The 25,791-nt window shown below is 34.0% G+C and carries 21 protein-coding genes and 3 pseudogenes; 9 read left to right on the top strand and 15 right to left on the bottom strand.

Annotated features, from left to right (window positions below; genetic code table 11):
* Positions 1-21: 21 nt before the first annotated feature.
* Together DN408_RS13025 and DN408_RS13020 are read right to left on the bottom strand one after the other, a co-directional pair.
* The gene (locus tag DN408_RS13025) at positions 22-1,245 is read right to left on the bottom strand and encodes a PucR family transcriptional regulator (protein WP_002166897.1); all 1,224 of its coding nucleotides are present in this window, start codon (positions 1,243-1,245) and stop codon (positions 22-24) included.
* A gap of 219 nt (positions 1,246-1,464) precedes the next feature.
* Positions 1,465-1,743: pseudogene (locus DN408_RS13020) on the bottom strand (hypothetical protein); the annotation flags it as partial.
* 809 nt (positions 1,744-2,552) lie between these two features.
* Between DN408_RS13020 and DN408_RS13015 the strand changes: the two are divergent.
* A complete protein-coding gene (locus DN408_RS13015) occupies positions 2,553-3,791 on the top strand; it encodes a cytochrome P450 family protein (protein WP_002166895.1) in 1,239 nt (412 codons plus the stop codon).
* Positions 3,792-3,910: 119 nt separating this feature from the next.
* Here DN408_RS13015 and DN408_RS13010 read toward each other — a convergent pair whose 3' ends face one another.
* Both DN408_RS13010 and DN408_RS13005 read right to left on the bottom strand, forming a co-directional pair.
* The gene (locus DN408_RS13010; RefSeq protein WP_002166894.1) at positions 3,911-4,279 is read right to left on the bottom strand and encodes a hypothetical protein; all 369 of its coding nucleotides are present in this window, start codon (positions 4,277-4,279) and stop codon (positions 3,911-3,913) included.
* Between the two features lie 5 nt (positions 4,280-4,284).
* On the bottom strand, positions 4,285-4,737 hold the full coding sequence (locus tag DN408_RS13005; RefSeq protein ID WP_002166893.1) for a helix-turn-helix transcriptional regulator: 453 nt from the start codon (positions 4,735-4,737) through the stop codon (positions 4,285-4,287).
* Between the two features lie 176 nt (positions 4,738-4,913).
* Here DN408_RS13005 and DN408_RS13000 point away from each other — a divergent pair.
* A pseudogene (locus DN408_RS13000) lies at positions 4,914-5,006 on the top strand (recombinase family protein); the annotation flags it as partial.
* Between the two features lie 134 nt (positions 5,007-5,140).
* Here DN408_RS13000 and DN408_RS12995 read toward each other — a convergent pair.
* The 3 genes from DN408_RS12995 to DN408_RS12985 all read right to left on the bottom strand — a co-directional run bounded on the left by DN408_RS12995 (position 5,141) and on the right by DN408_RS12985 (position 6,064).
* On the bottom strand, positions 5,141-5,353 hold the full coding sequence (locus tag DN408_RS12995; RefSeq protein ID WP_002166891.1) for a hypothetical protein: 213 nt from the start codon (positions 5,351-5,353) through the stop codon (positions 5,141-5,143).
* An 80-nt stretch (positions 5,354-5,433) separates the two neighbouring features.
* Positions 5,434-5,634: a helix-turn-helix transcriptional regulator gene (locus DN408_RS12990; RefSeq protein WP_002166890.1), complete on the bottom strand. Its 201-nt coding sequence runs from the start codon at positions 5,632-5,634 to the stop codon at positions 5,434-5,436.
* Between the two features lie 13 nt (positions 5,635-5,647).
* Positions 5,648-6,064, bottom strand: coding sequence for a hypothetical protein (locus tag DN408_RS12985; RefSeq protein ID WP_147740168.1), 417 nt, complete (start codon positions 6,062-6,064; stop codon positions 5,648-5,650).
* Positions 6,065-6,749: 685 nt separating this feature from the next.
* Here DN408_RS12985 and DN408_RS12980 point away from each other — a divergent pair.
* The 5 genes and pseudogenes from DN408_RS12980 to DN408_RS12955 all read left to right on the top strand — a co-directional run bounded on the left by DN408_RS12980 (position 6,750) and on the right by DN408_RS12955 (position 13,248).
* Complete coding sequence (locus DN408_RS12980; protein WP_002166889.1) at positions 6,750-8,576, top strand: acyltransferase family protein; 1,827 nt, start codon at positions 6,750-6,752, stop codon at positions 8,574-8,576.
* Between the two features lie 566 nt (positions 8,577-9,142).
* Positions 9,143-9,378 (top strand): annotated as a pseudogene (locus DN408_RS32610) (DDE-type integrase/transposase/recombinase); the annotation flags it as partial.
* Positions 9,379-9,563: 185 nt separating this feature from the next.
* Positions 9,564-11,063 (top strand): spore germination protein, encoded by a 1,500-nt coding sequence (locus DN408_RS12965; RefSeq protein WP_002166888.1) that lies wholly within the window; start codon positions 9,564-9,566, stop codon positions 11,061-11,063.
* A 20-nt stretch (positions 11,064-11,083) separates the two neighbouring features.
* Positions 11,084-12,166: a GerAB/ArcD/ProY family transporter gene (locus DN408_RS12960; protein WP_000790080.1), complete on the top strand. Its 1,083-nt coding sequence runs from the start codon at positions 11,084-11,086 to the stop codon at positions 12,164-12,166.
* Positions 12,167-12,168: 2 nt separating this feature from the next.
* Entirely contained in the window at positions 12,169-13,248 is a 1,080-nt protein-coding gene (locus DN408_RS12955) for a Ger(x)C family spore germination protein (RefSeq protein ID WP_002166887.1), read from the top strand.
* A 457-nt stretch (positions 13,249-13,705) separates the two neighbouring features.
* Here the strand turns inward: DN408_RS12955 and DN408_RS12950 are convergent, their stop codons facing one another.
* From DN408_RS12950 to DN408_RS12935, 4 genes are all read right to left on the bottom strand, one after another.
* Positions 13,706-15,490: a M60 family metallopeptidase gene (locus tag DN408_RS12950; protein ID WP_147740210.1), complete on the bottom strand. Its 1,785-nt coding sequence runs from the start codon at positions 15,488-15,490 to the stop codon at positions 13,706-13,708.
* A 153-nt stretch (positions 15,491-15,643) separates the two neighbouring features.
* Positions 15,644-16,720 carry an ETX/MTX2 family pore-forming toxin gene (locus DN408_RS12945; RefSeq protein ID WP_002166885.1) on the bottom strand — a complete coding sequence of 359 codons (1,077 nt, stop codon included), beginning with the start codon at positions 16,718-16,720 and terminating at the stop codon, positions 15,644-15,646.
* Positions 16,721-17,755: 1,035 nt separating this feature from the next.
* Positions 17,756-18,394 (bottom strand): nuclease-related domain-containing protein, encoded by a 639-nt coding sequence (locus DN408_RS12940; RefSeq protein ID WP_002166883.1) that lies wholly within the window; start codon positions 18,392-18,394, stop codon positions 17,756-17,758.
* Between the two features lie 16 nt (positions 18,395-18,410).
* Positions 18,411-18,794, bottom strand: coding sequence for a hypothetical protein (locus DN408_RS12935; protein ID WP_147740167.1), 384 nt, complete (start codon positions 18,792-18,794; stop codon positions 18,411-18,413).
* Positions 18,795-18,919: 125 nt separating this feature from the next.
* On the opposite strand from DN408_RS12935, the gene DN408_RS12930 reads away from it, so the two are divergent.
* Together DN408_RS12930 and DN408_RS12925 are read left to right on the top strand one after the other, a co-directional pair.
* Entirely contained in the window at positions 18,920-19,504 is a 585-nt protein-coding gene (locus tag DN408_RS12930) for a hypothetical protein (protein ID WP_002166881.1), read from the top strand.
* Positions 19,488-20,102 (top strand): hypothetical protein, encoded by a 615-nt coding sequence (locus DN408_RS12925; RefSeq protein ID WP_002166880.1) that lies wholly within the window; start codon positions 19,488-19,490, stop codon positions 20,100-20,102. Before DN408_RS12930 ends, DN408_RS12925 begins: the two co-directional genes overlap by 17 nt.
* Positions 20,103-20,155: 53 nt before the next feature.
* Here DN408_RS12925 and DN408_RS12920 read toward each other — a convergent pair whose 3' ends face one another.
* The 4 genes from DN408_RS12920 to DN408_RS12905 form a co-directional block, all read right to left on the bottom strand.
* Complete coding sequence (locus tag DN408_RS12920; RefSeq protein WP_002166879.1) at positions 20,156-20,791, bottom strand: hypothetical protein; 636 nt, start codon at positions 20,789-20,791, stop codon at positions 20,156-20,158.
* Positions 20,791-21,420 carry a hypothetical protein gene (locus tag DN408_RS12915; protein WP_002166878.1) on the bottom strand — a complete coding sequence of 210 codons (630 nt, stop codon included), beginning with the start codon at positions 21,418-21,420 and terminating at the stop codon, positions 20,791-20,793. The genes DN408_RS12920 and DN408_RS12915 overlap by 1 nt, the downstream gene beginning before the upstream one ends.
* A 308-nt stretch (positions 21,421-21,728) precedes the next feature.
* Positions 21,729-22,472: a hypothetical protein gene (locus tag DN408_RS12910; RefSeq protein WP_002166877.1), complete on the bottom strand. Its 744-nt coding sequence runs from the start codon at positions 22,470-22,472 to the stop codon at positions 21,729-21,731.
* 16 nt (positions 22,473-22,488) lie between these two features.
* On the bottom strand, positions 22,489-25,779 hold the full coding sequence (locus tag DN408_RS12905; protein ID WP_147740166.1) for a DEAD/DEAH box helicase: 3,291 nt from the start codon (positions 25,777-25,779) through the stop codon (positions 22,489-22,491).
* Between the last annotated feature and the right edge of the window lie 12 nt (positions 25,780-25,791).

The following is a 25,791-nucleotide window of genomic DNA, read 5'->3' as shown; positions in this document are numbered from 1 at the left end:
GAATTCCACAAAAGGATGCTGTTACATAATTTTTTTCAACTTGAGATCCAAGTACAGAAGCATTTTTTGATTTGGATCTTTTAAATCAATCTCACTAATTTCATAAATACGCTTAAGTCTATAGCTAAGTGTATTAGCATGAATATTCAATGCCTTGGCTACCTCGCCAACATTGCTATCTTTATTTAAGTAGGTTTCCAACGTTTCAATAAGATTGCAATTATACTTTTGGTCATATTCATCTAGCTTTTGCAACGCCTGATTTTCATACTCTTCATCTTTTCTTTGCTCAAGTAGAAGATCGATTAATTGATAGATCCCTAAGTTTTGGTAGCTGTGAATATTAGTTGTGTCAGAAGGGAATTTTTCTTTTATGGATAAAACCGTTAGCGTTTCTTTGTAAGCTTTACTGATTTTTTGGTAATCACTATATACGCTGCTAAATGCCGGCTTGATAGATTTGATGCCATATCGCTTTTCCATATTGTGTACAAACGTTTCGATGAAATTGTTGATTTCATGAAAAGGGCGCTTCACATTATCCAATGAAGTAAGAAGAATCAATTGATTACGATCAATTGTATAAAGTAAAACTTTCAAGTGTTGACTTGTTTTTAGCAAATAAGAAATTTGTTTTTCTTTTTCATTCGTAATTCCTTGTTCAAAATGGAATACAGAGACAGTAAATAAGGATGCTGGAGTTATTTGGAGCTGATAGAAATTCTCCATAACTTCTGCGTTTACCTGCATATGATTAGTTAGCAATTTCCAAAAAAACTCTTGCGATCGTTCTTCTTTTTGATTTTTTCGGGCTTGAAGTTGCAACAGCTTACTTTTTACGACCTCTGCGTATTTTTTTAGCAAGAGACAATCTTGTTCAGTTAAAGATTTTTCAATTTCTAAAGCCCAAATGAATCCTAAAACGTCTTCTTTGTTCCAAATAGATATCGCGACTCTATCACCGAGACTAATATCATCAATTTTTTTCACACGAATAGGATCCCGATTTTTTAATAAATCGGGAATAATCCCCTCTTTCCACAGGTTATTAATTACTTTTTCAGGTACGCGACGCCCCATAATAGTACCAATTCTCGCTGGGTCTGTCCTTTCATCATGGGTACTATATGCGAGAAGGCGATGATTTACATCCTCAATAGTAATCGGGCATTGTAAAATCTCACTAACTATATCAGCAAATTCATCCAAACTATCGAAGGTAACTCTAAAAGAATCATTTTTCATATATGTCAAGGTTCCTCCATCCTAAGTTAATATAAATTCTCGTATTCACTGTAAGAAAAATATCCTTCGTATAAATTAACAAAATGATAAAATAAATAACCGGATCCTTAACGCATAGGAAACTGATTATAGCAACGCTGGTACTGGTCCATACAGTGAAGTATCTTACATCAAAAATTAAACAACTTTATTATTACTTTACAGCTCGATATTAGTTACTTACCTCATGTTTATAATCTTTCCATCCTGCTCAATTTGGACATCATTTGAAGTAGATTGTAAATACTGTAGCATATTTTGTTTCTCCTGTCCTTGGGTAGGAGTGATTTGATTATTACGAATAATATACGGATTAAATGACATTTTTACATTTTTCTCTTTAAATTTCATTTTTAACACTCCTGTTTCTGCACCATGATTTTTCACATGATCAGGAAACAAGAACTTCCCTAGAGAATATGTAACAGGAACCTTATTATAATATTCAAATCCCTGCACTAATGTAAGGAAGACCTATCTCTTCTGCATGAGAAATCGTATCCATTAAACCACCTTGCCAGTAATCTTTTGTACGTTTAGACACAAATCACCTTTTTGCTGTACGCCAAGAGACATTTTTTCAGAAAATCTTATGTTTATAAACAGAGGATAAAAACCCAATAATTCCAACCTTTTCCAGCTATAATCATGTTCATAAGCGTGTAAATAATTCAATGTTCAGTTAATCGGCTTTTTTTATCCTTCTGAACATATAATCCTTCCCTAAGAACGCTGTCATAGTAAGAATTTATAGTCCTTAGCGTACAATTTTCCCTGAATGATATAGTGACCTCTATTAATCACACTGAAAAATGACGCAGAATACATATTCTGCGTCATTTCATGTAAGCACTTCAATGTATAAGGGGATCTTACACTCACATTAAAACACTAAGTTTTTGAAAAGTAAATCACAAAATTTCATCTGTAACCTTTTGTAATCTTAATATAAAGCATAAATGTAAAAATGTATCACCCCATATCTATCAACTTAAGAATTTTATAACGACCCAAAACAAAAAAATTGATATTTTCACCTGGAGATATCAATTTTCTCATTTTTGGGTATTTGCTTTTCTTAGCTTGATGGGCATGTAGAGTGACCCAAAATAAGAATTAAAAGGCGTGCATCTAAATATTCTCAATTTTATTTCATCAAGTAAAGTAATATTTTATCGGAATATTCTTACCTTTATCGAAATCATATACGTTATAATGCATATGAAGTGCTATATTTTCCAAAATTTACAAAGATGGAGGTTAGATTGATGTCTTCAAAAAATGAGCAGAGACCTATTTTAGCGTCAGAAACGCAATTAACTTCTTCTACTTTTAAGCATGAAGCATATGATATTTACAAAGAATTACGTGCATTTCATCCTGTTTACCCCTTATCTTTGGGAGAAAAGGATCAAAGTTGGCTTATAACGAGATATGATGACGCCATGTCGCTATTAAAAGATCCAAGATTATTGAAAAATATTGAAAATGTGTTTAGCAAAACAGAAGAAGTTAAAACACCCATTTCGTTAGAAAATAGGGAACTCTTAAGAAAGCATATGCTAAATTCAGATCCTCCTGATCATAGCCGCCTACGATCACTTGTGCAAAAAGCATTTACTCCTCAGACAATTTTACAACTTGAAGATCGAATCCAACATGTCGCTGATACATTATTAAATCAATTAGAACATAATCATTCTATGAATCTTATAGACGATTATGCTTTTCCTTTGCCCATTATGGTAATTAGTGAAATGCTGGGGATTCCTTTTGAAGACCAATCGAAATTTAGGGTTTGGTCACAATCGATTATTGATACCCCACATACACTAGAAGATGTACAGGAAAACAATCAAAAATTAGGGGAATTCGCTGAATATATACAGTATTTAGTTAACGAAAAAAGGAAATACCCTGCAGATGATTTAATCAGTGCACTCATAAAGGCTGAAAGCGAAGGAACGAAATTAAATGCACAAGAATTATACTCAACAATTACGTTGCTTATCGTTGCTGGACATGAGACGACTGTAAATTTAATTACAAATATGACGTTAGCATTACTTGAGCACCCCGTTCAATTGCAAAAACTCTGTCAAAATCCTAATTTAATCGATTCAGCAATTGAGGAGACGTTACGATTTTACAGTCCTGTTGAACTAACCACTCTACGTTGGACAGCAGAACCATTTACACTGCACGGTCAAAATATTAAACCAAAAGATAGGATTATTATTTCATTAGCATCTTCTAACCGTGACGAAAATTTTTTTCCAAATGCTGATGTATTTGACATTTCAAGAGAGAAGAATCGTCATATTGCCTTTGGTCATGGTAGTCATTTTTGTCTTGGGGCACCACTTGCTCGCTTAGAGGCAAAGATTGCTATTCCTACGTTATTACATCGTATGCCAAATATACAGATGCAAGGTGGAAAAGAACAAGTAAAGTGGAAAGGTAGCTATCTAATGAGGTCATTAGAAGAATTACCTTTACGATTTTAGTATCTATATTATTCACTAGATAGAAGAAGGAACTCGAGAATAGAGTCTATACTCGAGTTCCTTTTTGATGCGATAAACGCTCAAACTTTATAAAATAAATAGATATTCTAAATCCGTAATTATTTTTTTCCTTCATTTTGATTGAATAGGAAATACGCTGCTAAAAATACTGCAGGTATGTTAATTACAAGTGCAACATTATTTAAAAAATCAGTTGTTTGTGAAAACACAATAATCAATGATGTTACTGCGACAAATAATGGAAGTACCTTATTTGCGTTTGTGACAAGCTGTTGCTCGTGAAAGTGTCTTAGTATGAAATAAATACCTATTAAGATTGGTGCAGTAAGGAGTACTCCTAAATATCCCCATGCATCTTCAATAAACCAAGGGAAAAAGCGCATACGTGAAGTAAAGATAAAAAGATTTAGTATGATAGTTCCTACTAATAGGCTATTTAATATAATGACTTTCTTGTTTTTCTCCATTTTAATTACTCCTTAGTTAATTCGTGAAAACGATTCATGACTTCTTCCTCTTCAAATGTGCTATACCAACGATACTCACTATCATCTAAAATACGAAAATGCTGACTAATCGCATTTTGTTGTACTCGAAACTTTCCTTTTTTCGCAATCTCATTCCAAAACATTTTTCCACCTAATGTTTTTACTTTTGGCGTATTCATACCATCGTGAGCTAGTGTTTCAATTACTTCAAAAGGCTCTTCTCCTAAAATATGTTTTAAGATTTGACTATCCTTAAATAAAGCACAAACTACGACTGCATTCGTCCAACCAATGGATGTTCTTTCTTTTTCAACTTGAACCAGTGTCTTTTTAGAAATCCCTAGTACAGTAGCCATTTTCTCTTGAGAATATCCCCTTTCAAGACGAATCAGTCGAACATTCTTAGAAATCAAATCAATTACAGTTTCTCTATTCAAATAACATCACCTTCATGGGTTAGTGTTTATTTCTACTAATAGTGTAATATTACACTATTAGTTACCTTTTGTAAAGTGGAAGTATATTAGGAAATATTTACATTGTTGATAGTTGTTTATGCCTCAAAGACTCTCAATAACACTTATCAAAAATACATATAAAAAGAGGGATAAAAATGGTCTATGGATACGCTCGTGTAAGTGCACAAGGTCAAAATCTAGATACACAAATTGAACAGCGCATGAAATATGGAGTAGATGAAATTATTTTTGCTTTTCCACACTGATCACGTCCTTTTTAGAGTACTAGTATCAGTGTGTCCAAGTTTTATAGCTTTCTTGCACCAGAACCATCACAACAAAAGGAGCTAAACTTTATATCTTAGCTCCTCTTATTTGCAAACTATTTAATTATAAAGGATACAATCCCTAAAATAATACACAGAATTCCGCTCAATAATTGTCCTATTCCAGAAGCTTGTCCAAGAATTAATAAATTAAAAAGATTTTTTCTTTTCTGGGTTTTCCCCACAAAAGCATCATCCGTTTTCATTCTATATATACCCCAAGATACTAAGACTACTCCTAAAAGTATAAATAATAGTTTTAAAATCATAATATATTTACCTCAATTCATTGTTTGTATTTTTCTATACTGTTTACATCTTTCTGGTCAATTATATTTGTATACTACTATTAGTCAGATTCCTCGAATATAAAAACTTCTTCAATTGATAGGTTAAAAACCATAGATATTTTATATGCTAGTAAAACAGATGGATTATATTGTTGTTTTTCTAACGAAATAATCGTTCTTGAGGATACAAATACTCTATCAGCTAATTCTTGTTGGGTTATTCCATATTTTAAACGCAACTCTTTTATCCTATTTTTCATAGAAATCACCTATTTAAAGAAAATAATTATAATATTTTTTAGCTAACATTTTAGTAATTAGACAACATATCATTATAAGAAATAGCCCGGAATTTGTTGGAATTATAACCCATTTTGAAATGAACATCATAAGAATAATTATAATCATTAGAATTCTTATGGTGAATTGTGCAACTTTCCCTTCTATTAAATCATCCCTTTCATCATATTCCTTTGATAGCTCTTTTTCTAACTGTTTGTGATTAGATTTGTATTTAGTTTGAGAAACTAACGAGAAAATTAAAAGTATTACTCCTGTAAATATCTTTAAATTCCCCCAATAAAAACCTTCACTAAAATTAGCTGCAGTGTAATCAAAAAATATTTCAAAAAAACCCATTGCAATTATTGCAAACGAACATAAATAAAGCTCTTTAAATCTATTTTTCAAACAACTCACTCCTAACACAGCTCTACATGAAGTTTACTTCACGTGAAGTGAACTTCATGTTACACTGCCTTGAAGAGAATGTCTAGTATTAATTTGTTTTAGAATCCCGATAATACGAAATTTAGTTTCACTAATAATAATCATGTTTCAATTCCATTTATTTATCCATATCCGTATAAATTGCTCTAGAAGTTGCGCTTAACAGTGACTTTACGATCATGTTTTTCACGTTTTGGGAGCGTTATAAGGTTCTTAAGTTGATGAGCATGGGCGCTACCCCTCCTATATTAAGGTTACAAAAGGTTACAGATGAAATTCTGCGATTTACTTTTCAAAATCTTGGTGTTTTAATGTGAGTGTAAGGTCCCCTTCCTTACCCCCTTTGAAGTACTTACATGAAATGACGTAGAATATATAATCTGCGTCATTTTTTAGTGGGGTTAATAGAAAAAGAGATAAATATAGGAAGGCTAACGATAAAAAAATGATGAAGAACCTGATAGGTTTAAAGACTACCTTTTAGAAAACGGGAAACGACTATAAAAGACTATATAAGAAATATGACTAGTTTTGAAAAATGGCTAAAATCTGAAGGAAGTAGTTTAAAATAATTAACTCTCTATAATGCGCGGGAATTCAGTGAACATTCGAAAAGTTCATAAATAAACATGGGGGTGACTGGCGGATGCCTGAACCATTAAAGAAAAATAGTCGCTATATGGTTGGATTGGACAGTCTAAGGGGCCTAGCCATACTAGGTGTTATTTTATATCATATTAATTTTAATTGGATGCCCGGAGGATTCTTAGGTGTCACTGTATTTTTTGTACTTTCGGGTTATCTAATTACAGATATTTTGTCCATAGAGTGGAAGCGAAACAAGAGGATTGACTTGAAAAATTTCTGGCTCCGTAGGGCAAGGAGATTACTTCCTGGAATGCTTGTCATGCTTATCATTGTATCAGCGTGGATTACAATTTTTCATAGTTCTTTGTTAGGAAAAATGCGAGGGGATTCAATAGCAGCTTTATTGTATTTCAGTAATTGGTGGTATATTTATCATAAATTATCATACTTCGAAAGTTTTAATCAACTCTCTCCATTAAATCATTTTTGGTCGTTAGCTGTTGAAGAACAGTTCTATGTAATTTGGCCATTTATCATTAGTCTTGCATTTTACTACATAAAAAAGAAATCACGTATTATTTTATTCATCATTTTAGGGGCCATTGCCTCTGCATTAGCAATGGCAGTTCTGTATGAACCAGGAGTTGACCCAAGCAGAATTTATTATGGCACTGATACGAGAGTTTTTTCTTTATTGATAGGAGCTGCACTTGCCTTAATTTGGCCGAGCAGTAGGCTTGCAAATAAAATTATTCCACAAGCACGTCTCATTCTTGACGTAGTTGGAGGCATTTCTCTTATCATTATTCTACTTATGTTTCGGAAAACGAATCAATATGATCCATTTTTATACCGTGGGGGAATGGTGCTGTTATCGCTTGCTACTGCTTTGTTAGTTGCTAACCTCGCTCATCCGGCTAGCAGAATCGTACAATTTTTGAAATTTAGACCACTGCGTTGGATGGGAGTACGGTCATATGGGATATACCTTTGGCATTATCCGATTATTACGTTGACGACTCCGAAGGTAAATGCTGGAGAGTTTTCGCTTACAAGAGCAATTCTTCAATTTCTTCTTATTATAATTGTTGCACAAATCTCATGGAAGTTTATCGAAAATCCAATACGGCAAGGGACATTGAAGAATATTCACTCTAAGGATTTTGAAATAAAAAACTTAGCGTTTGGGGCTAAAATAGCTTTAGTATGTGCGTTATCAATTTCTACAATCGCTATTTTGGGATTATCAACAGCTAGTAAAGCAAAGGATAATCTTCAAAAAGATAAGATGGAAGCAGTACAAACGGAGCAAAATGAAAATCCAAAACATCCTGTAACGGTTAAGGAAGAAACAGCTGAGGAACCAACTCAAAATAAAGAACAACAAGAAGCTACTGCTCAGGCTAAAGATTCTCAAATAGTTACAGCTGTAGGTGATTCAATTATGATTGATATCACTCCGTATTTGAAAAACACATTTCCTAATATTAAGATTGATGCGAAAATTGGCCGGCAGCTGTCTCAAGCAATTCCTGCGGTGGAACAGCTAAAGAATGAGGAAGATTTAGGGGATTATGTCATAATTGGATTAGGTACAAATGGTGCTTTTACTAAGGAACAGCTAGTCTCATTAATAAAAGTGATTGGGAATGAACATAAAATTGTACTAATCAATACGAGGGTACCACGTCCATGGGAATCATTAGTAAATGAAAAATTAAAAGAAGTAGCATCTGAATACCAAAATGTGACGCTAATCGATTGGTATTCAGAAAGTGATGGAAATAAGGCATACTTTGCGCCAGATGGAGTACATTTAACGAAAACAGGTGCAGAAGCATATGCGTCACTTGTTGCAAAAGAAATAAATCAAGTGAATCAATAATTTAATTCGCTTCAGAATACGATTCTATCCATTAAAATTACAAATTGTTATTCTAAGTAGAATCATTTGTAATCAAAAAGAACTTGTAGATCCGCTACAAGTTCTTTTTTGACTTATATTTAATAACGGTGGGTAACCAGATAACACATCTCAAATACAATGAACGGGGGTACATTTATCTCGGCGTTTGGATTAAACCTATAGTGAACTACTCGCCACTTAGCAAAGCTTGAAGTGGAAGCTTCTCAGTTCCACGACGAAAGTAACCTTTGCGTTACTTCGGGGTGTTCCATCCCTAGACGTCCAACGCTTGGACGCTCTTTTGGTACGGTTGTTATTTTACGCAGGAACCGAATGGCTTGGCTTTCGCACTCTATTTTCTTCCTGCAACCTCATATATCAAGTTATCAAAGAACTTCATATAGCTAGTTTATCAAAAGTTTTTGGCTATACCAAACCGAAATTCATCTCCCACCTACCGTTGTGCTATCGCCCTTCACACGCTTGAGAAAGGAGAATTCTTTCGGTAAATCCCTTAAATTTGCGCATTAAAAAAGTTAAAGTAGATAAATTTTCACAAAAATATCTTTCATCGTACAACAAAATATCTCAATAATCTCATTAAACAAAGATTATCGGCATGTGAAGCGCTGTTTTTCTCGCTCCTTAGGATTTCAAAGTCTTCGTCATACCTCATGTACGATATAAGGGATAGAAACGCTTCATGCCATATACGCCGAAAAGACGAAGTCTTCAATCAGATTCCGTCTTTTCGGCGTATAACGAATATCTCTATATGTAAAAAAACTTTGCTATAGAACCTTTTTTCACTTGTATACATTTTCCCAATCGATTTGGGTTAAGTTATTTCTAGAAGGAATGTAGTAATTTCAATGAGTATATTTTATATTACTCTTATTGGATTTTTCAATATGAATTTTTGAAATGTATTATATAGTTTATTTCTGAAGGGAAGGGGATTATCAATTGAAACAACATGAAAAAATCCCTAGTTATCCTATGAAATCTTTGAAAGACCTTATTCAATTGTTAAAGAAATCTAAAGATTTCAATGAATTTAAAATCCATTCAGATAAATCACCTATTGTGGTCTCATATTTTCGGACATTAATTGATGTAAATATGTTACAAGAAGATGTTTTACCGTACATAAAAGAAAAACCTTTCGATTCACTACAAGATATTCAAGCTGTTTTACCAATCGGAATTTCAAAAATAACAAAACAAATAGCAGACATCCAGAATGATATTTTAAACGGGTATATACTAATTCAAATGGATAGAGATGTGTCAAGCGGATTGTTAATCAATATATCCAAAAAAGAAGGAAGGGATATTACAACAGCCGAAATTGAATATAATATTGTAGGCCCACAAATCGCATTTGTTGAAGATTTAGATACAAATTTGAATTTGCTGCGCAGAAAGCTTCCAACGCCGTTTCTCCAAGTAGAAGAATTGAGAGTAGGAGATTTATCTAATACCTCTGTGGCCGTTGTATTTATTGAAGGAATCGCAAACAATCAAAATGTAGAGGAAATCATAAAACGTGTAAGTAAAATAAAAATAGACCACATTCTTGATAGTACTTATTTAACCCAACTGCTTGTTGATAATCCAAGTTCTATTTTTCCACACTTCCTTAATACAGAACGTCCAGATCGTGTAGCTGCTGTTTTGGCTGAAGGAAAGATTGCACTATTTGTAGATGGCTCACCTTTTGCTATTACACTCCCTACGACATTGATTGAATTTTTCACTTCAACAGAAGACTATACGATGCCTTGGGTTTTAGCTTCTTTCTTTCGGTTGTTAAGAATTTTTGCTTTTATATTTTCCGTTTTAACTACGCCCTTATATGTTGCGATATTAACATATCATTACGAGCTTATTCCGAAAGAACTTCTTGAAACATTGGTGATTTCTAGAAGTAAGATACCTTTCCCTCCGGTAATCGAAGCATTTTTTTTAGAAATAACTATTGAATTACTGAGAGAAGCAGGGACACGCTTACCAACTAAAGTGGGATTAACCGTAGGTATAGTAGGTGGTATTGTAATTGGACAAGCATCAGTAGAAGCCAGTCTCACAAGTAACGTGCTTATCATTATTGTTGCTCTTTCAGCACTAACATCATTTACAACTCCAATTTATAAAATTGGTATTACAATTCGAGTAATCCGCTTTCCCTTTATAGTAGCAGCACAACTACTGGGGTTACTAGGGATTGTTATAGCAAGCTCTTTTCTTCTAACGCATTTATTACGTACAAAATCGTTAAAACGTCCTTATTTATTCCCGTTTTATCCAACAAGACTGACAGATTGGAAAGACAGTATTATTCGTATGCCAATCTCATCAATGTTTCAGCGACCTTTGTTTTCAAGAACCAAACAGCGCATTCGGTTTAATCCTGAAAACGAAAAGAAAAATAAAATTTCATCACGAAATGACTTTGATGATTGAACAAAACATGGAGGAGCGTTATGAAAAACATTCCAATTGAGTATAAAGTCTCCCCATTTGTTGTGTTTTTTTTAATTTGTACTATGCAAATGGGAGTCGGCATGCTCGGTTTTGAAAGAATTAGTGCAAAGTTAGTAGGAAACGATGCATGGATTAGTACTCTGTTTTTTGGCTTGTCTGTTAACGTCATAATTTGGATTATATATCAAATTTTGAATCGAGGTAATAGTGACATCATCACAATCCAAAAGAATGTCTTTGGAAAATGGATTGGTGGAGTATTCAACCTCATTTTTTTAGTATATCTGTTAATGTTGGGTGCAACAACATTACACACCTATATTGAGGTAGTACATGTCTGGATGTTTCCTTCTATGTCAACGTGGTTTCTTTCAGGGGTTTTTTTGATTTTATGTTACTACATTGTAACAGGAGGATTCCGTGTAGTTGCAGGTATTGGTTTCTTTGGAATTGTCATTCCAAGTATACTGTTTTTTACATTTTTCTATCCTTTGCAATATGCAGATTTTCGAAATCTATTTCCAATGTGGCAGCATTCAGTTCAAGAAATTATTAAGGGAATGAAAGGAACTATGTTCAGCTATCTAGGATTTGAAATGTTATTGATGTATTATCCCTTTATTAAAAATGCGCGAACCTCTCAGAGATATGCGCACTACGGGAATTTAGTAACCACTGTCACATACACGTACCTTATGATTTTATCACTCACATTTTTTAGTGAAAAACAACTTTCCAGTGCTATATGGGCATATTTGAGTATGACCAAAATCATCCAACTTCCTTTTATAGAGCGATTTGAGTACATTATAATCTCTGTCTGGGCATTTTTTATATTACCAAATATATCCATGACATTATGGGGAGTAAGCCGTGGCATAAAAGAGACATTGAGGATAAAACAAAAATATGTTTTGCCGTTTCTTATCCTATTTATCTTCATTCTAACATTTTTCTTAAATAATCGTAATCAAATAAATGTATTAAACACTTGGGTAGGCCAAGCTGGATTTATTTACATATATATGTACCTTCCTATATTGTGGATTATCCAAACCATTCAAATAAAATTAAGGAGATAAAGATGAAACAGTGGTTATTTTTTCTCATATTAAGTGTCCTCTTAGCAGGGTGTGCTAAAACCAAAATTGTAGATGACATAGGTTTAGTTCAAGTCGTTGCATATGATATAGAGGATGAGAATAAACTACAGGGAACATTTGCGGTTTCGGCATATAAAGATAGTGGAGAAGGCCAAACAAAAATTTATTCAGCGTCAGGGAAAACTAGTAAAGAAGTACTTGCAAGAGCATCTGAAAAATCCTCTGGTCCTCTAGAATTAGGTCAATTACGCATGATTATATTTGATAAAAAATTAGCTAAAAAGGGGATGAAAGAAATTTTAGAAACCGCGAACAGAATTCCAAATATAGGGAATTCTGTTTATTTAGCGATTACAAATGAAAAAGGAGAATCACTTTTAAAAGGAACTTACTCTAAAGAAAAAGGAGTTTCTACCTATTTATCTTCCTTAATTGAGCAAAATATTAAGAATGGAGTACAGCCAAAAACAAATCTTTATTTATTTTTAAATCAACTTTATGATGATGCGAGAGATTCATATTTGCCACTAATTTCCAAAAAAGAAAATTCACTAGAGGTAAATGGTGTGGTTTTATTCAAAAGGTATAGTATGGTTGATACGCTCTCATCTAAAGATTTGTTTATATTCAAGGTGTTGACCGATAAATTTCAACATGGAACGTACCAATTCCACCTTCCTGGTTTTTCTGATAATTATGCCACAATAGAAAATATTAGAGCAGGAACAAAATATAAAATGAAGGGAAATAGCCGGAATCCATTCATAGATGCACATATTCAAGTGACAGGTGAAATTCAAGAAATTACAAAAACAAAAAGCTTGGATAATGCCAAAGAAATACGAAAGCTGGAAAAAATAATGGAAAATGAAATAGAACAAAAGGCAACTAAATTAATAAAAAGATTTATCAATAAGGGTACAGATCCTATAGGTCTTAGAAAATTTGGTAGGACTCAAACAAGAAAGTGGAACGATAAAGAGTGGGAAAACTCCTATAAGCATTTACGTTTTCATGTAACTGCGGATGTGAAAATTACCCAATCTGGTGTGACGGAATAAAAAAGTCAATCAGATAAGGTATGAAAGCTGTTAATAAATGAAACCAGGTGTTATGGGATGAACAGAGGAAAGCATCTTATGAAAAGTTGAAATACTTGGGTTCTGTTGCAAAGTTTTCTAAACCACGTTACATTTTAGAAAATATGAGTAAGAGCACGATAAGATGACCTGTTTTATTGTAACTTTAAAAATAGACCATTATTCAAACACAAGTGTTATTTAAATTTTAAACTTTATCAATCTTTATTATTAATTATCAAACTTTGTTATAAATGATCACTCTTTTTTACAAAGCTACAACATCCACAGTTATAGGAGAATTTAGAGTGGATTACCTATGATGTAAACTTTTTTCAAAACGCTTCGTAAGAAACAAAAAAAGCTTGTGATTATTAATCAAGCAAGCTTTTTTATCGAACTTTAGTTAAAAGTTACACATTGTATGTTTTGGTAATACTTATGGTTTAACAGGTGAAGAATTAGTTAGAACATCTACTTCTGCTGCTGAAGCAAATCCATTCTTTCCATCTGTTACTTCCATTTTTACATATTTCGCAGTGACAGGATTAAATGTTGCCGTTTTCTTATCTTTATTATTTTCCCATGTTCCAGAAGATACTTTGTCATACTTAACGCCATCTACACTCGTATAAATATTGTAGGATAAAATACGGCCATTTTCCGACCAATCTTGCCTTGGTAGATATGCTACTTGATTAATCGTTTTCGTTTCACCGAGATCTAACGTTAAGTTGTATGGATATTGATTTTTTGTACTCCATTTACTATGCCAAATTGTGTTTGGATTGTCATCAATTGCATTACTAGCTGGATCCTGCCATGATTCCTCGCTGTTTGCACTTGCTTTCATTATTTTTTTAGACAATACAGCAAGTGGTTTAACAGGTTTAGCATCCGTCGCTTCCCATATAGGGGCAATTAATGTTGGATTATGTAAAGCTTCTACTTTTTGTCTCGTTTCTTGTGATGCTTTCAGCCCCCATTGATCAAAAAATGGAAGTAAATTTTGTTTCGCTACTTTTGATGTATTGTAAATAAATACTTGTATTTTATCTTCATCCGTTTTTGGAAGTTGATCTTCTGGTAACTCTCGATATAGTTTGTGAAGGTTCGGATAAAAATCTTCACCGTATGCTAGATTAAGTTGCCAAATCATTACAAGTTTCACAAATAAGTCATCAATATTTTTATAGTCTTTATCTGTTTGTTTTAAGTATGAAAAGGCTTTATCGTAATCACCTGATTTTTCTAAACGCGTCGGTTGATTCGGGAATAATTGCTTTTGTGCAGCTAAAGAATATAGATTAACAGTTACTTCCCCCATACCTCTAAAATCGCTCCACGTCCATGGGGATTGTTGCCTTGCATGTCCCGCCTCATGCATTTGTCCCCATCCAAATTTATTTACATCTAAAGCACTTTCAATTGCGTTACCAGCAGTAGTAAATACGGCTCCATCAAGAGAGGCATACATGCCCCAATCTGGTTTGTTAGGATTTTCTACAAAAGCCCACATGCGGCGAGTGGAACGATGTAAAGGATTTGGGTCTTTTTCAGATAACCCTGATATCTTATCTTGTGCTCGAATCATTTCATCATATTTTTTTAATAGAGGAACAGGATCTTGATCCACAATATATTTCTTGGCACTATCCTGCGTAACAGTAAGTACTGCTTTTTCTGATTTCAATTGTACCGCATGTGCATCTGGATACTTGTTCATCATCGCAATCCAGTCTTCTTTCGTATGCTTCCCTAGTTCAAAGAATGGAACAGGGCTTCCGCCTTGTGTTACTTTGACCTTAACGGTTCCTGTATCTTGAGAGTTATCAAATCCTAATAAACCACCATTTGGAGAGGAGATGGTATTAGAACCAGGAGATAGATTAACTTCCTTTCCCCATTGTTTATCATATTGATGCGTCCCAATAATCGCTCTAATCTTTTGTGTTCCCGATACTTCAATTGTAACTTGTTCATTCGGTTTTACATAGATTCCTGTTGGCATATAGTTTTTTTGCTGACCTCTTCGCTCTCTTTTTGCCTCACCTTCAAAACTTCCCGTACCTGGAAGTTCGAATTCCCTCTGTTCATATTGATTTTCAGTTTGTGCGGCAACCGTTTCGGCTTGAACTGTCAAGTTATTTGTTATAGTAGGTGTAAATATTGTAGTTGCCAAAATAGCAGATGTCGCAAGTACTTTCATCGGTTTTTGGAACATTAAATTATTCCTTTTCTTCATATAAATTACCCTTTACCTTCCGATTTTTCCATTAAAATACTTTATCTTTGCACCAAAACCAAAATCCCCAGGAACCTTTGCTACGAACAAAGGATTCTTGGGAATTTTATAGTTTGTTTTTCTAACTTTTTCTTAAAGAGATTTATCTTGATCAAATGTTATAAATTCCGCTTGTGCCGCTGTATTATAACCCATTTCTCCTGTATAGTTAAAAGTTACGTTTTTCACTAAGACTTTTTTACCATTGTCATCAAAACTTAAATATGCTGGTAATGGTATAGATGGTGTGTTTTTGAAAATAGTATATATGTCTTGTGAAGTTAGAGTAACTTCTTCGGTATGAACTACAGTTTGGTTATTAGTGTTTTTAACTATAGGCAATTTCAATTTTAAATCAGTTAAAGCCGCGTCAGTTTGGAATGACCCCGAAAATTTTGCTTTTCCGACCCTGGTAAAATAATTCGTTGTTCCGCCTACGGCAGCTTGTACTTCCTGTGCCTTAAATGTAACAGTCTCTTCATTAGTAACAGTATTTGTATCTGTATGTGAAAAATTAAATTCAGCACTAGCTTTAAATGATTGTTCAGCTTGTGCTACAAGAGCATTAACTTTAAAGTTAGTTGAAGACTCAAATCCTAATTTAAACCCATATTGGTTTGTCGCAGTAACAGTATCTACACGTTTCACTTGTTTTTCTGTTGTAAACTGTTTTTGTGTGATAGGTGTGTCATTTCTATAACTTAATAGCTCAATTTTACCCGCTTCTACTTCAGTAACTGTAGTTGGATTAACCGTAATATTTGTTCCGGTACTTGAAGCAGTCACCTTACTTAATTGATCTCTTAAACCATAATTAATGGCAGGAGTTTTTTCACCGTTAAAATTACCTTCTCCTTGTTCTACTTGTATCCTTTCATCATCTGCTATTTTAAATTTCTGACGTAATTCAGGTGAAGCTTCTATACCAGCGCGTAACCTTACGTATAAAGCATTTGATATGTTTTCTGAAGAGTAAGTACTACCTTGACCAAAATCATATTCTGAAGCTGCTACTGGTGCTGCATCTGCATGAGATGCAGTTGGGAAAGTAACAGCTCCTGTTCCTAGCATGCATGCAAGTGGAGCAACCATTAACAATTTTTTATATCGTTTCATTTTTTTCTCTCCTGTTAAAAATCCATTATTTTTCTGACTTTTCTGTCTTTTCATAACGTATCCCTCTTTTCAAAATAGAATAATAAACTATACATAATGCTATACTATAAAACTATTACCTAAGACCTTATATCAAAGATAAACAATAAAAATAGACTTTATTCTTTTATCTCATAGGATGCAAGAATCTTATGTCCATATTAAAACACTATATTTTTGCGAAGTAAATCATAAAATAGCGTCCGATATATCCGTTATATGATATATTAAGTTTATATGTTAATCAAAAAGTATACTAGGAACTATGTCATAAAATAACTCTTTCACAAATTGTAATAATTACAACCTAATATATCTATGTACAGAATAATTATTGTAACCTTTTTTATCTATTTAGAATGCTAAAAATGTTTTTAATATAATTTAATAGTATTTTCATACCATTCCCTTTTATTTAGATATGCAAAATTGCATGAAAATCAAAAGATACCCACTATTACATGATTTGTTTTTGATTGTGTGTTCTAGACTGACTTTTAACATTTTTATTTAATAGATAATAATTACATGTTTTATAAAAAAATCGACATTACAATATAAATAATTAGATGATGTCTATTACATACACATCTAATCCACATAAAGTATCGTTTTAGGATGAAAAAATGTGTCAAAAAGTTCGAGATAACATTTTGCAGTACTTCATAAACACATAGACCTTTTGAATCATTGTAAATTAGTATCCCAAAACCGATTATTTTGGGGACAATCAAATATCGAGAGGTTTTTGATGTTATTTTGTTGAAAAACTTCCCAATACAATAAAATGTAAATTTTCTCGTTTTGGGGGTATTTACATTTCTTAGCTTGATAGCGATGTGGTGGTATCCCCTTATGCGAATACTAAAGTCCATTTCAATTGAAATGGACTTTAAAACATTTTATCAGAAATCTTCTACTCTTTTTTTTTCATTACAAAATCTCTCGGATTCCCTCTAAGCTTGTAATACTTCATGTTAAGACGAATAGCAACTACAGAAATTATAAGAAATCCAATGATATAAGGAATCATGTAACCTACTCCATTTCTTATTGTTTAGCGAACTTATTCTGTAAATACTTCACATGTCTCTTTTCAATATCCTTATCCGTAATGTTTGCTCGCAATATAGTTTGATAGATATGCTGGACCTCTTCTTTTGTTAACTGAATGTCTGTATAAGATTCAATACATTTCTTCAGATTGCTATAATATAAGACATGTTTATCTTTAGAGTGAACATGTACCCTTTTTAGACTGCATTTTGGATGAAACGCAGCAATAGAGATACACGGCAGCTGTTGTTCCATCACCCATTCAATTGCTTTCGTATGTTTATAGTTTTGTCGAAATGGATTTTGAAAAGAGTGTTTCTTTCTAAAAATACCTTGTGTCCATCTTGCCGCCTTCTCATCTCCATAGATCCAGCCCTCGTAGTTCTTCGTCTCTATGACAAATACACCTGTTTCCGCGATAACAATATGGTCAATTTGCGTTGTATCACCATACTCCGTATGAACCGTCACATCATGTAACACATAATAGCTTTCAGGATTTAATTTACTTAATATACGTTTCACCAGTTTTTCTCCAGCTTTCCCTTTCCATTTAGGTACATGTTTTTTTAGAACAATATTCAATGGAATCAGAATCGCAATGAGAATTAATTCGAATATCAATACTTTCATAATAAAAACCTCCTTTTCACACTCTTGCGTTTTTGCGTATCAAACGATATACATACGTTTCTAATCCTAAAATAAAATATGAGATACATAAGCCTTTTATCACCATCTCTACAAATCCTAATGCTAAAGAAACAATGAGCCCACCCCGAAATTGAAAAGGTCTTGTCACCCTTCGATTCACTGGCTTTTCAATGACGCCAAAATTAGCCCAGGTAGGTAAACGCTTTTCCACATTCTTTACGGTACCCATTAATCCATATTTAAGCGACAGAATGAAACATCCAATTAGTAAATACACAATAGAAGAAAAATAGATAGATAGACCCATTACGATAATTGTAAGCAGCCAACCTATTAAAATAGAATTTCGCAAAACAATATATTCTCGATTTCTTTTCAAAACAAACATTCCTTTCAAAATAAATTAGGGTATTTTTAAATGGAAAATATTTACATTTAATTATAAGCATGATATGATACGTCTATATTAATTTACGAACTAGCCTAAAAAGGATTGTGATAGACATGTTAAAACTTATAGTAGATAATACGGTAACAGACCAAGAAACAGATTCAGCTTTTTCAAACCTTTTCACCTGCAAAGACTGTGTATACTATCTTTCAAAATCGGATTCTTGCAGTCTACAATTAGCAGCTGATTCAAATAATCCCCTTATCCCTTATGAGTGTGGGAATTTTGAGGAAACCTATGAAATCGGAACGGAAGATCCATTGAATTCACATATTCATCAACGACTTCGTGAAGAAAAAGCACAAATACTAGCTGAAAATTATCCAGCACAACCTTCTATTGATCCTATTCATAAAGAAGCATTATGGTATGGAACAGCAGATTATGGTTGTTGGATTGTAAATGATGCAAAGAAACGTTTTTCTCTTGCAGGACAGGTTCCTTTCGGTGATAATAATATGTCATCTAAAAAATACGCATCTCCTTTCCCTTTACATGATCATGGAGCAAAAGAAGGTATTAGGCACTATATGTGCTGGTATGTAAACGAAAAAGGAATAGGCGAATACCATCTACTTATTGGTGGTGTCATCATGAAAATTGCAGAAGGAGTTAAGAAACTTGGATTCAATTACTAATCACATCTACAAGAAAAGAATGTTAGAACATACGATATTATTTAGCCTGGTACATCTGGTACCAATCCTTATCTTTACCGGCATCATATACTTAGTACTAGATCTTTCTAAGTCGGAATGGCATACTTGGCTTATTTATGAAGGAATCTTTACGATCCTGTTCCTCATAACAAGATTACAAGTCTTTCAAACGAAAAAAAGTATTCTTTCTATGAAGCAATACGAGAAATGGTTTTCGAAGTTAAATATTATTTTAGTTTCTATTTTCCTTGTCTGTTTTGCAGGCATACCAGCTCTACTACAAATTGTGTTCATTCTACAAATGGCACTCATTTTCTATCTGTTAGAGCGTAGTTGCCTGTATATCGAAAGATTACCAATACATAACGTCTATAAAATCAAGGCAATTATTTGCGACAAAAAACAACTGAAAATTGAACGAATTATCCCTAATAACGAGGAACACGGCACTCTTACAGTTCAAACAAAAGATGAACAATACTTTTTATATACAGCTGTATATCTAAGTGGCATATTATCCCCTATATCACCGGAAGTATTTGAAGAATACGAAAGAAGAAATCATATGGGTAGATAAAAGGTACTGAATATAGATTCAGTACCTTTTTCATTCCTTTTATATGTATTTCTTTACATATTCGCAAATAGCCATGGAGCGAGTACGGCTAACATACAAAGTAAACAAGATCCCGTTATGACACGATTGGACCAACGATAATACTCAGGTTGTTTCGTACTCTCATGAATTTTTCGTAAACGAATACCTGCAATTAACATAAATGGTGTAAAAATAAGTGCTGTTGATTTAAACAGGTCTAAAAAATCCGTAAAGATGTTCATAAACGAAACTACATCGGAACTGAATAAGAAGTACACACTTAGTCTCATCGCCATCATACTAACGAATGAAAAGATCATACTCCCCGTCGCCCACTTCATCCATTGACCATTCTTCGTAATTAATGCCATAACCATGACAATAACGCCTAATACGAAAGAGATAGAAAAGATATTTACCCCTACTTTAAAGGCAGGTGCATACATACCCTCAATTTTTTGTAGTAATGATGAACCGAATGAATCATCCTTCTCTGGTGTTTTGGTTCGATTGTTTAATCCCTCTTTAAAGGATGACGAAACATCATTCCCTTTTAATTCATTAAAGTCCACTTTTACAGATGCATGAGCTGCTTGTAATGGTATAAGTAATAAGACCGTTAAGATGAGTGTACATAAGACACCAATCATCCCTTTTTCTTGTTTCATTACATATCACCCGCTAATTTCGGTTTAATGCTCTTTAATTTGATTTCATTTCCTTCCGCAACATAATAGAGGTCTGCTGAATAATAAATGTTCGCTTTTGTATATGCCCCCATAATTGCATTCGCAATTTCTTCTTTCTCTACTGCCACATATGTTTCATTTTCATTGTAAAATTCAATTTCAATTCGATTAATATTATTATTTAATACTGTGATATGTAGCTCTTTTAAGCTATTTAGACGATTTCCTAAGCCACACACTAGCTTAAATACCTTATTCGCAATCGTTGGTGGCTTGACATACGTCGTATTAAAATGAATGGTTTCATCATCTAACACACCATCTTCCTCGACTGCACACGTCATAATGAAAGAGTGATTTTGTTTTTCAATTTCTTGTTGACTCAACTTACGATCAATGACATACTTCACGCTTGTTGATAGGTTTTCTATATATTCATCCAGTTCGGTATTTGAAATTTTAGCCTCTGAGAATTCCGGGAAAATCATGTAAGCATGTATATTTGAACTACTTTTACTTACACGCAATACCTTAACTTGTTTCTTTTCGTAGCGCACCGTCTGTTCCAATTTTTTTACTACGTTGTTACTCATATGATCTATAGTCATATATCATCAGCCTCCAATAATTTTAATATAATAATCTTAAATACAATCTCATGTATATGAAGCATTGTAATGTTTCATGGAGTTCTCGAAGCTCCTATTCTAAGATCAATGATTATTTCAACCTTAAAATATTTTGATATTGCAATGACGTGCAATGTCTCATTATAGTCGAATATCCTTATATGGTGAATCATTCCGTCTCACTCATTTGTACAAAAATAAAAAAATATTTTGTCCTTGTACAAATGAGTGAGAACCTAGTGTTTTTAATGCTATATAACTAAGAAAATACCAACTAGGAAATAGATTTATATACTCCCTAGTTGTCTATCACTCCACCCAACTAATGTATAGGAATAAGTTGAATCGACCTCTAATTCTATATACAATAGTTTATTTTCTGGTAATATCTCTCCCTCTGTATGTATCCAATAGCGCTTCCTATTAGACATATTTATCACACGTGTCAGTCCTTGTTCTCGTTCTATCACTTTTGCGGTCCACTTTACCATATTCCCATCCTGCACTTCTGATACTTCTTGTTGAACAGGAAGGATAAGTTCTGTTTCTGCTGAAACCGGCAGTTGTTCTAGTTCTGGAAATGTATCTTCATATCCTAAGAATTCCTCTGGTGTATCCATATCGCTTGGAAACGGTATGTCCTCATCACTCAGGAATGGGATATCATATCCTGCTTCAGAAGCAGGAGTATGGTGAAAATCTTCAACATACTCCACTTCTTCTACAGCTTCAATTTCCTGTTCAAATTTGTTACTCGCTTCTTCACACAGATTCTTTTGAACCGATGTAGCAACTAAATCGTATATACTTGCTACATCTTTTTCTAAGGTGATTTCCTTCGTAGGAGCAGTAACACGCTCTTGTTCTCTACCAATTGGTCTGTTTTCTCGCGGGCACCAATAAACGGGACGTTCCACCGGTGCCTGTTCTATTTCTTTTTTCTTTGCTTCTTCTATTAGCATGTTCTTTCTGACTTTGCGAACTACAAAAAACATATAACAAAATAAAGCGATAAAAATCGTTGTAAACATGATTTTCTCCTCTCGGTTATGCAAATAAATCGAACTCAAACTGTCCTTCGATTACTTTGCTTTTTCGTTTCCCTTTCTTTTTAGCAGTATCCACTTCAACAATCACTTCATCCCAGAATGCAATATCTTGTTTTTGGACCAGCATACGCTTATCTGTATTCAGCGTTGTTAATGTACGAATGATACCTTCTACTTCCCCATCTATTTCAAGTTCACGTTTCTTCACTTGAACACCAGGTACTTTCCCTTGTTGAATAAATTCAACAGCCTTTTGTACAAATTTGGCATCTTTCATAAATGCAACATCCATTGTTCCTGGTAATTTCTCCACCCAGTTCGTAAATTGAATTTCAATCGATTCAAACACAGGTGTAATCACATTACCGATATTTGCAAGAACTCGTTTCGATTCTTCTGATGCCGCTTTTGTCCATTCCTCTGTTGAACCTTTTAATTGATTGCCACTCTTAATATTTTGAATTAATAAAGTCTGTATATCCCCTGTATCACCAAGCATTGCATTCAGACCATCGCTTGTTGCATCACCGTTCATTGCTTCTGCAGCTTTGTTCTTTTGGGCAATTAACTGCGCCATCTGTTCTTGGAACGTTTCTCGGTAGCCAAGATAGAAAGTTCTACATTGCTTTGTTTGACCAATGCGCCAATGTCTTCTTGCAGCCTGGTTTAACGTAAATAAGCTGAATGATAATTGATAGAAAATTAATGTTGGCGTCGCCAGCAAGTCCAATCCTACCTTAACTAGTTCTTGTGAACAGATGATAACATTCACACCGCTATTTACTTGCTCTTTTAACCATGCACTACGTTTTGGCGGATTAACTGTATTGGTACGGAGAATAGCTACTTTCGCACCAGGTACTTGCTCTGCAACCTTCTGTAAACGTGGCTGAACGTCTCGTTCTTTTACTGTAGATCCTGTATCTGATACATAAATGATAGTCGGACGGCCCTCAGAAATTTCAGTACGCAATATCTCTCGCAACTTCTCCTCTTTAGGTTGTATACAATCCTCATCAAATTTAAATTGATCATTGGACCAAACCAGTTCTTTTCCTGCATTATCTAGGTAATAGTTCGGATAGTGGATCATATTATCTGGATATGCATTCCCTGTACGAATATAAGAAAGCCATAGTTTCCCAGCATCTGGTGTACCTTTCGCTGCTTCAATTGCTTTTTCAAACGACTCTTTCATATGCTCATAGGCTTGTTTTTGCTCTTCAGACATATCAACAAGAATTGTAGGGACGTTGATTAGTTCAACTGGATTTGGCCATACATCTTTAAAACGCACATTAATTGCTGTATCCATTAAGAATTGAGTAAACACATATGGTGAAATACCAGGGACAACTTTCGTCTTATCTAGCATTCCTTGTGCGCCACGTGAAGCTACATTAGATACAACCTCACCATCATGGTAGTACGTTCTCTCAATGTTTCCGTAGGTTTCATTCCATTCCATTAAAGAACTATATTCAAACCCACTCTTCACCATCTTTTGAGGGAATAAACGCCATAATGTATAGAATACGTCGCTCGCTTTACCTCCAAATAACGTACCTGTACCCGCTACAAATTTCTTACAAACCTTCGCTAAACTTCCTAAAGCCGTTCCTTGTGCTGTCTCACTTTTTAATTCGTGGACTTCATCAACGATAAGAGCATCAAAGAAGTGTTTCATTTTCCTACGAATATACTCAACAGTAGCTACCTTTCGATATGCTCGCCCTGTGTGTTTCGCATCATATGGTTTTACACGATTCTCTAATTCTAGTTGTTTTTGCAACGGTTTATTTCCCTCTTTTATTGCTTGCACTAATTTATTTTCATATTTCGTCCAATCTCTAAAACTCGCATATTTCGTTTTTACTTTTGGACTCCAAATAGGAGACTGACAATCGGCACATTCACTGTTTTTATTCGTCTTTGACTCTAAGTCACTGACTGTAAAATCTTTATACTGACAAACTTCTTGTTGTTCACCGTTAGCTTTTTGAACCATCATAGAAGAAGTCTTTTTGCGTAACTTAGCGCCACAATCTGAACAGTAGTATCCATTCTTATAATATCTTTGCACCTCTTCCTCAGATTTCTTAGAAAGTGCGATCTGCTTATAAAGTAATGGCATCTGTTTAATAGAATCCCCTCGCATTGTTGTAAAACTAATGACAAAGAAGGTTGGTTTTTGTGGTTTCGGTCTTCCAGCCTGAATCCAAGATTGATGAATTCGAATAAGATCCTCTGTACGTTTAATAAGGTATATCTCTGCATCTGGTAATAAGTGTCTTATTTCTTCTTTTGCCCACTTTTCCGTAAGGGTTGGTGGAACGAAAACGCATGTACGATACCCTTTTTGTCCTTTTAAATGAAAATACCCATCTACTGCGGCTGTCATAAACGCACTTTTCCCCGTGCTCATCTCACCCTGTATAATGATTCCTTTTTGCACTTGTAATGCTTTAGCAGCACCTGTTGCTACATGTGCTTGTACAGGGAATAATGGTCTTTCATACGTATCAAAATGGGATAATGCTTGGTCTTTCATCGGTTGATGTAATGGCTCATCCAATTTTGTTACCTTATCAAGCATGACAGGCGAATATTCCAATAGGTATTCATTTAAATCATTAATTTCATTGATTTTTTCACCTGTACCCTCTTGCGGAAATTGACATTTTCCAGAGCGAATCATTTCTGATAAAAACTCTTTACAATCCTCTTCTTTTAGCAATACTTGCGCAATAGATAGAGAAGAAAATTCATTCTTATCAAAATACACATCTAATGATTGTAATAGATTTCTTGTTAGCATCTCCTCATAAATTGGCTTCGCCCATTCTTCTAAGATTGGCAGACCATAAGGAGGAGCCATTAAGAAATCTCTTACTTGCATTTCTGGTGCTTCATCAATTGCAACAATGTATTTCTCCTCTAATTCTTTAGAAAACGCAATGACTGCCTTCTTTCTATTTGCTGTTTGTGTATTAATAAACTCAAATTGTCCTGTTGATATTACATTCACTTTTTTTCCTAACGCGTAATGTAAATCTTCTTTTTGTCCCTCTCCAAAATACATGCGACGAGTACCCATCGATATGGCTGCTCGGAATGACTTTAATGTACTGTCATTCCCCCCTAATACTGCAAATTGCATTTGGTGATGAGGATTTACTGCCATAGCAAAACAGAAAGCCGAATGTGAAGCAGTAGCTGTCTCTAATTGCAACATCGCTGGTGTTTGTTCCTGGTCAAATGTATGTTGTTGAATCATTTCTTGTATCATAAGTTTCCCTCC

The sequence above is a fragment of the Bacillus sp. AR13-1 genome (assembly GCF_008042285.1).
GTDB classification, from domain to species: Bacteria; Bacillota; Bacilli; order Bacillales; family Bacillaceae_G; genus Bacillus_A; species Bacillus_A mycoides.
Note: the sequence above shows the minus strand (reverse complement) of the source record. Positions and strands in the feature narration are given on the sequence as shown.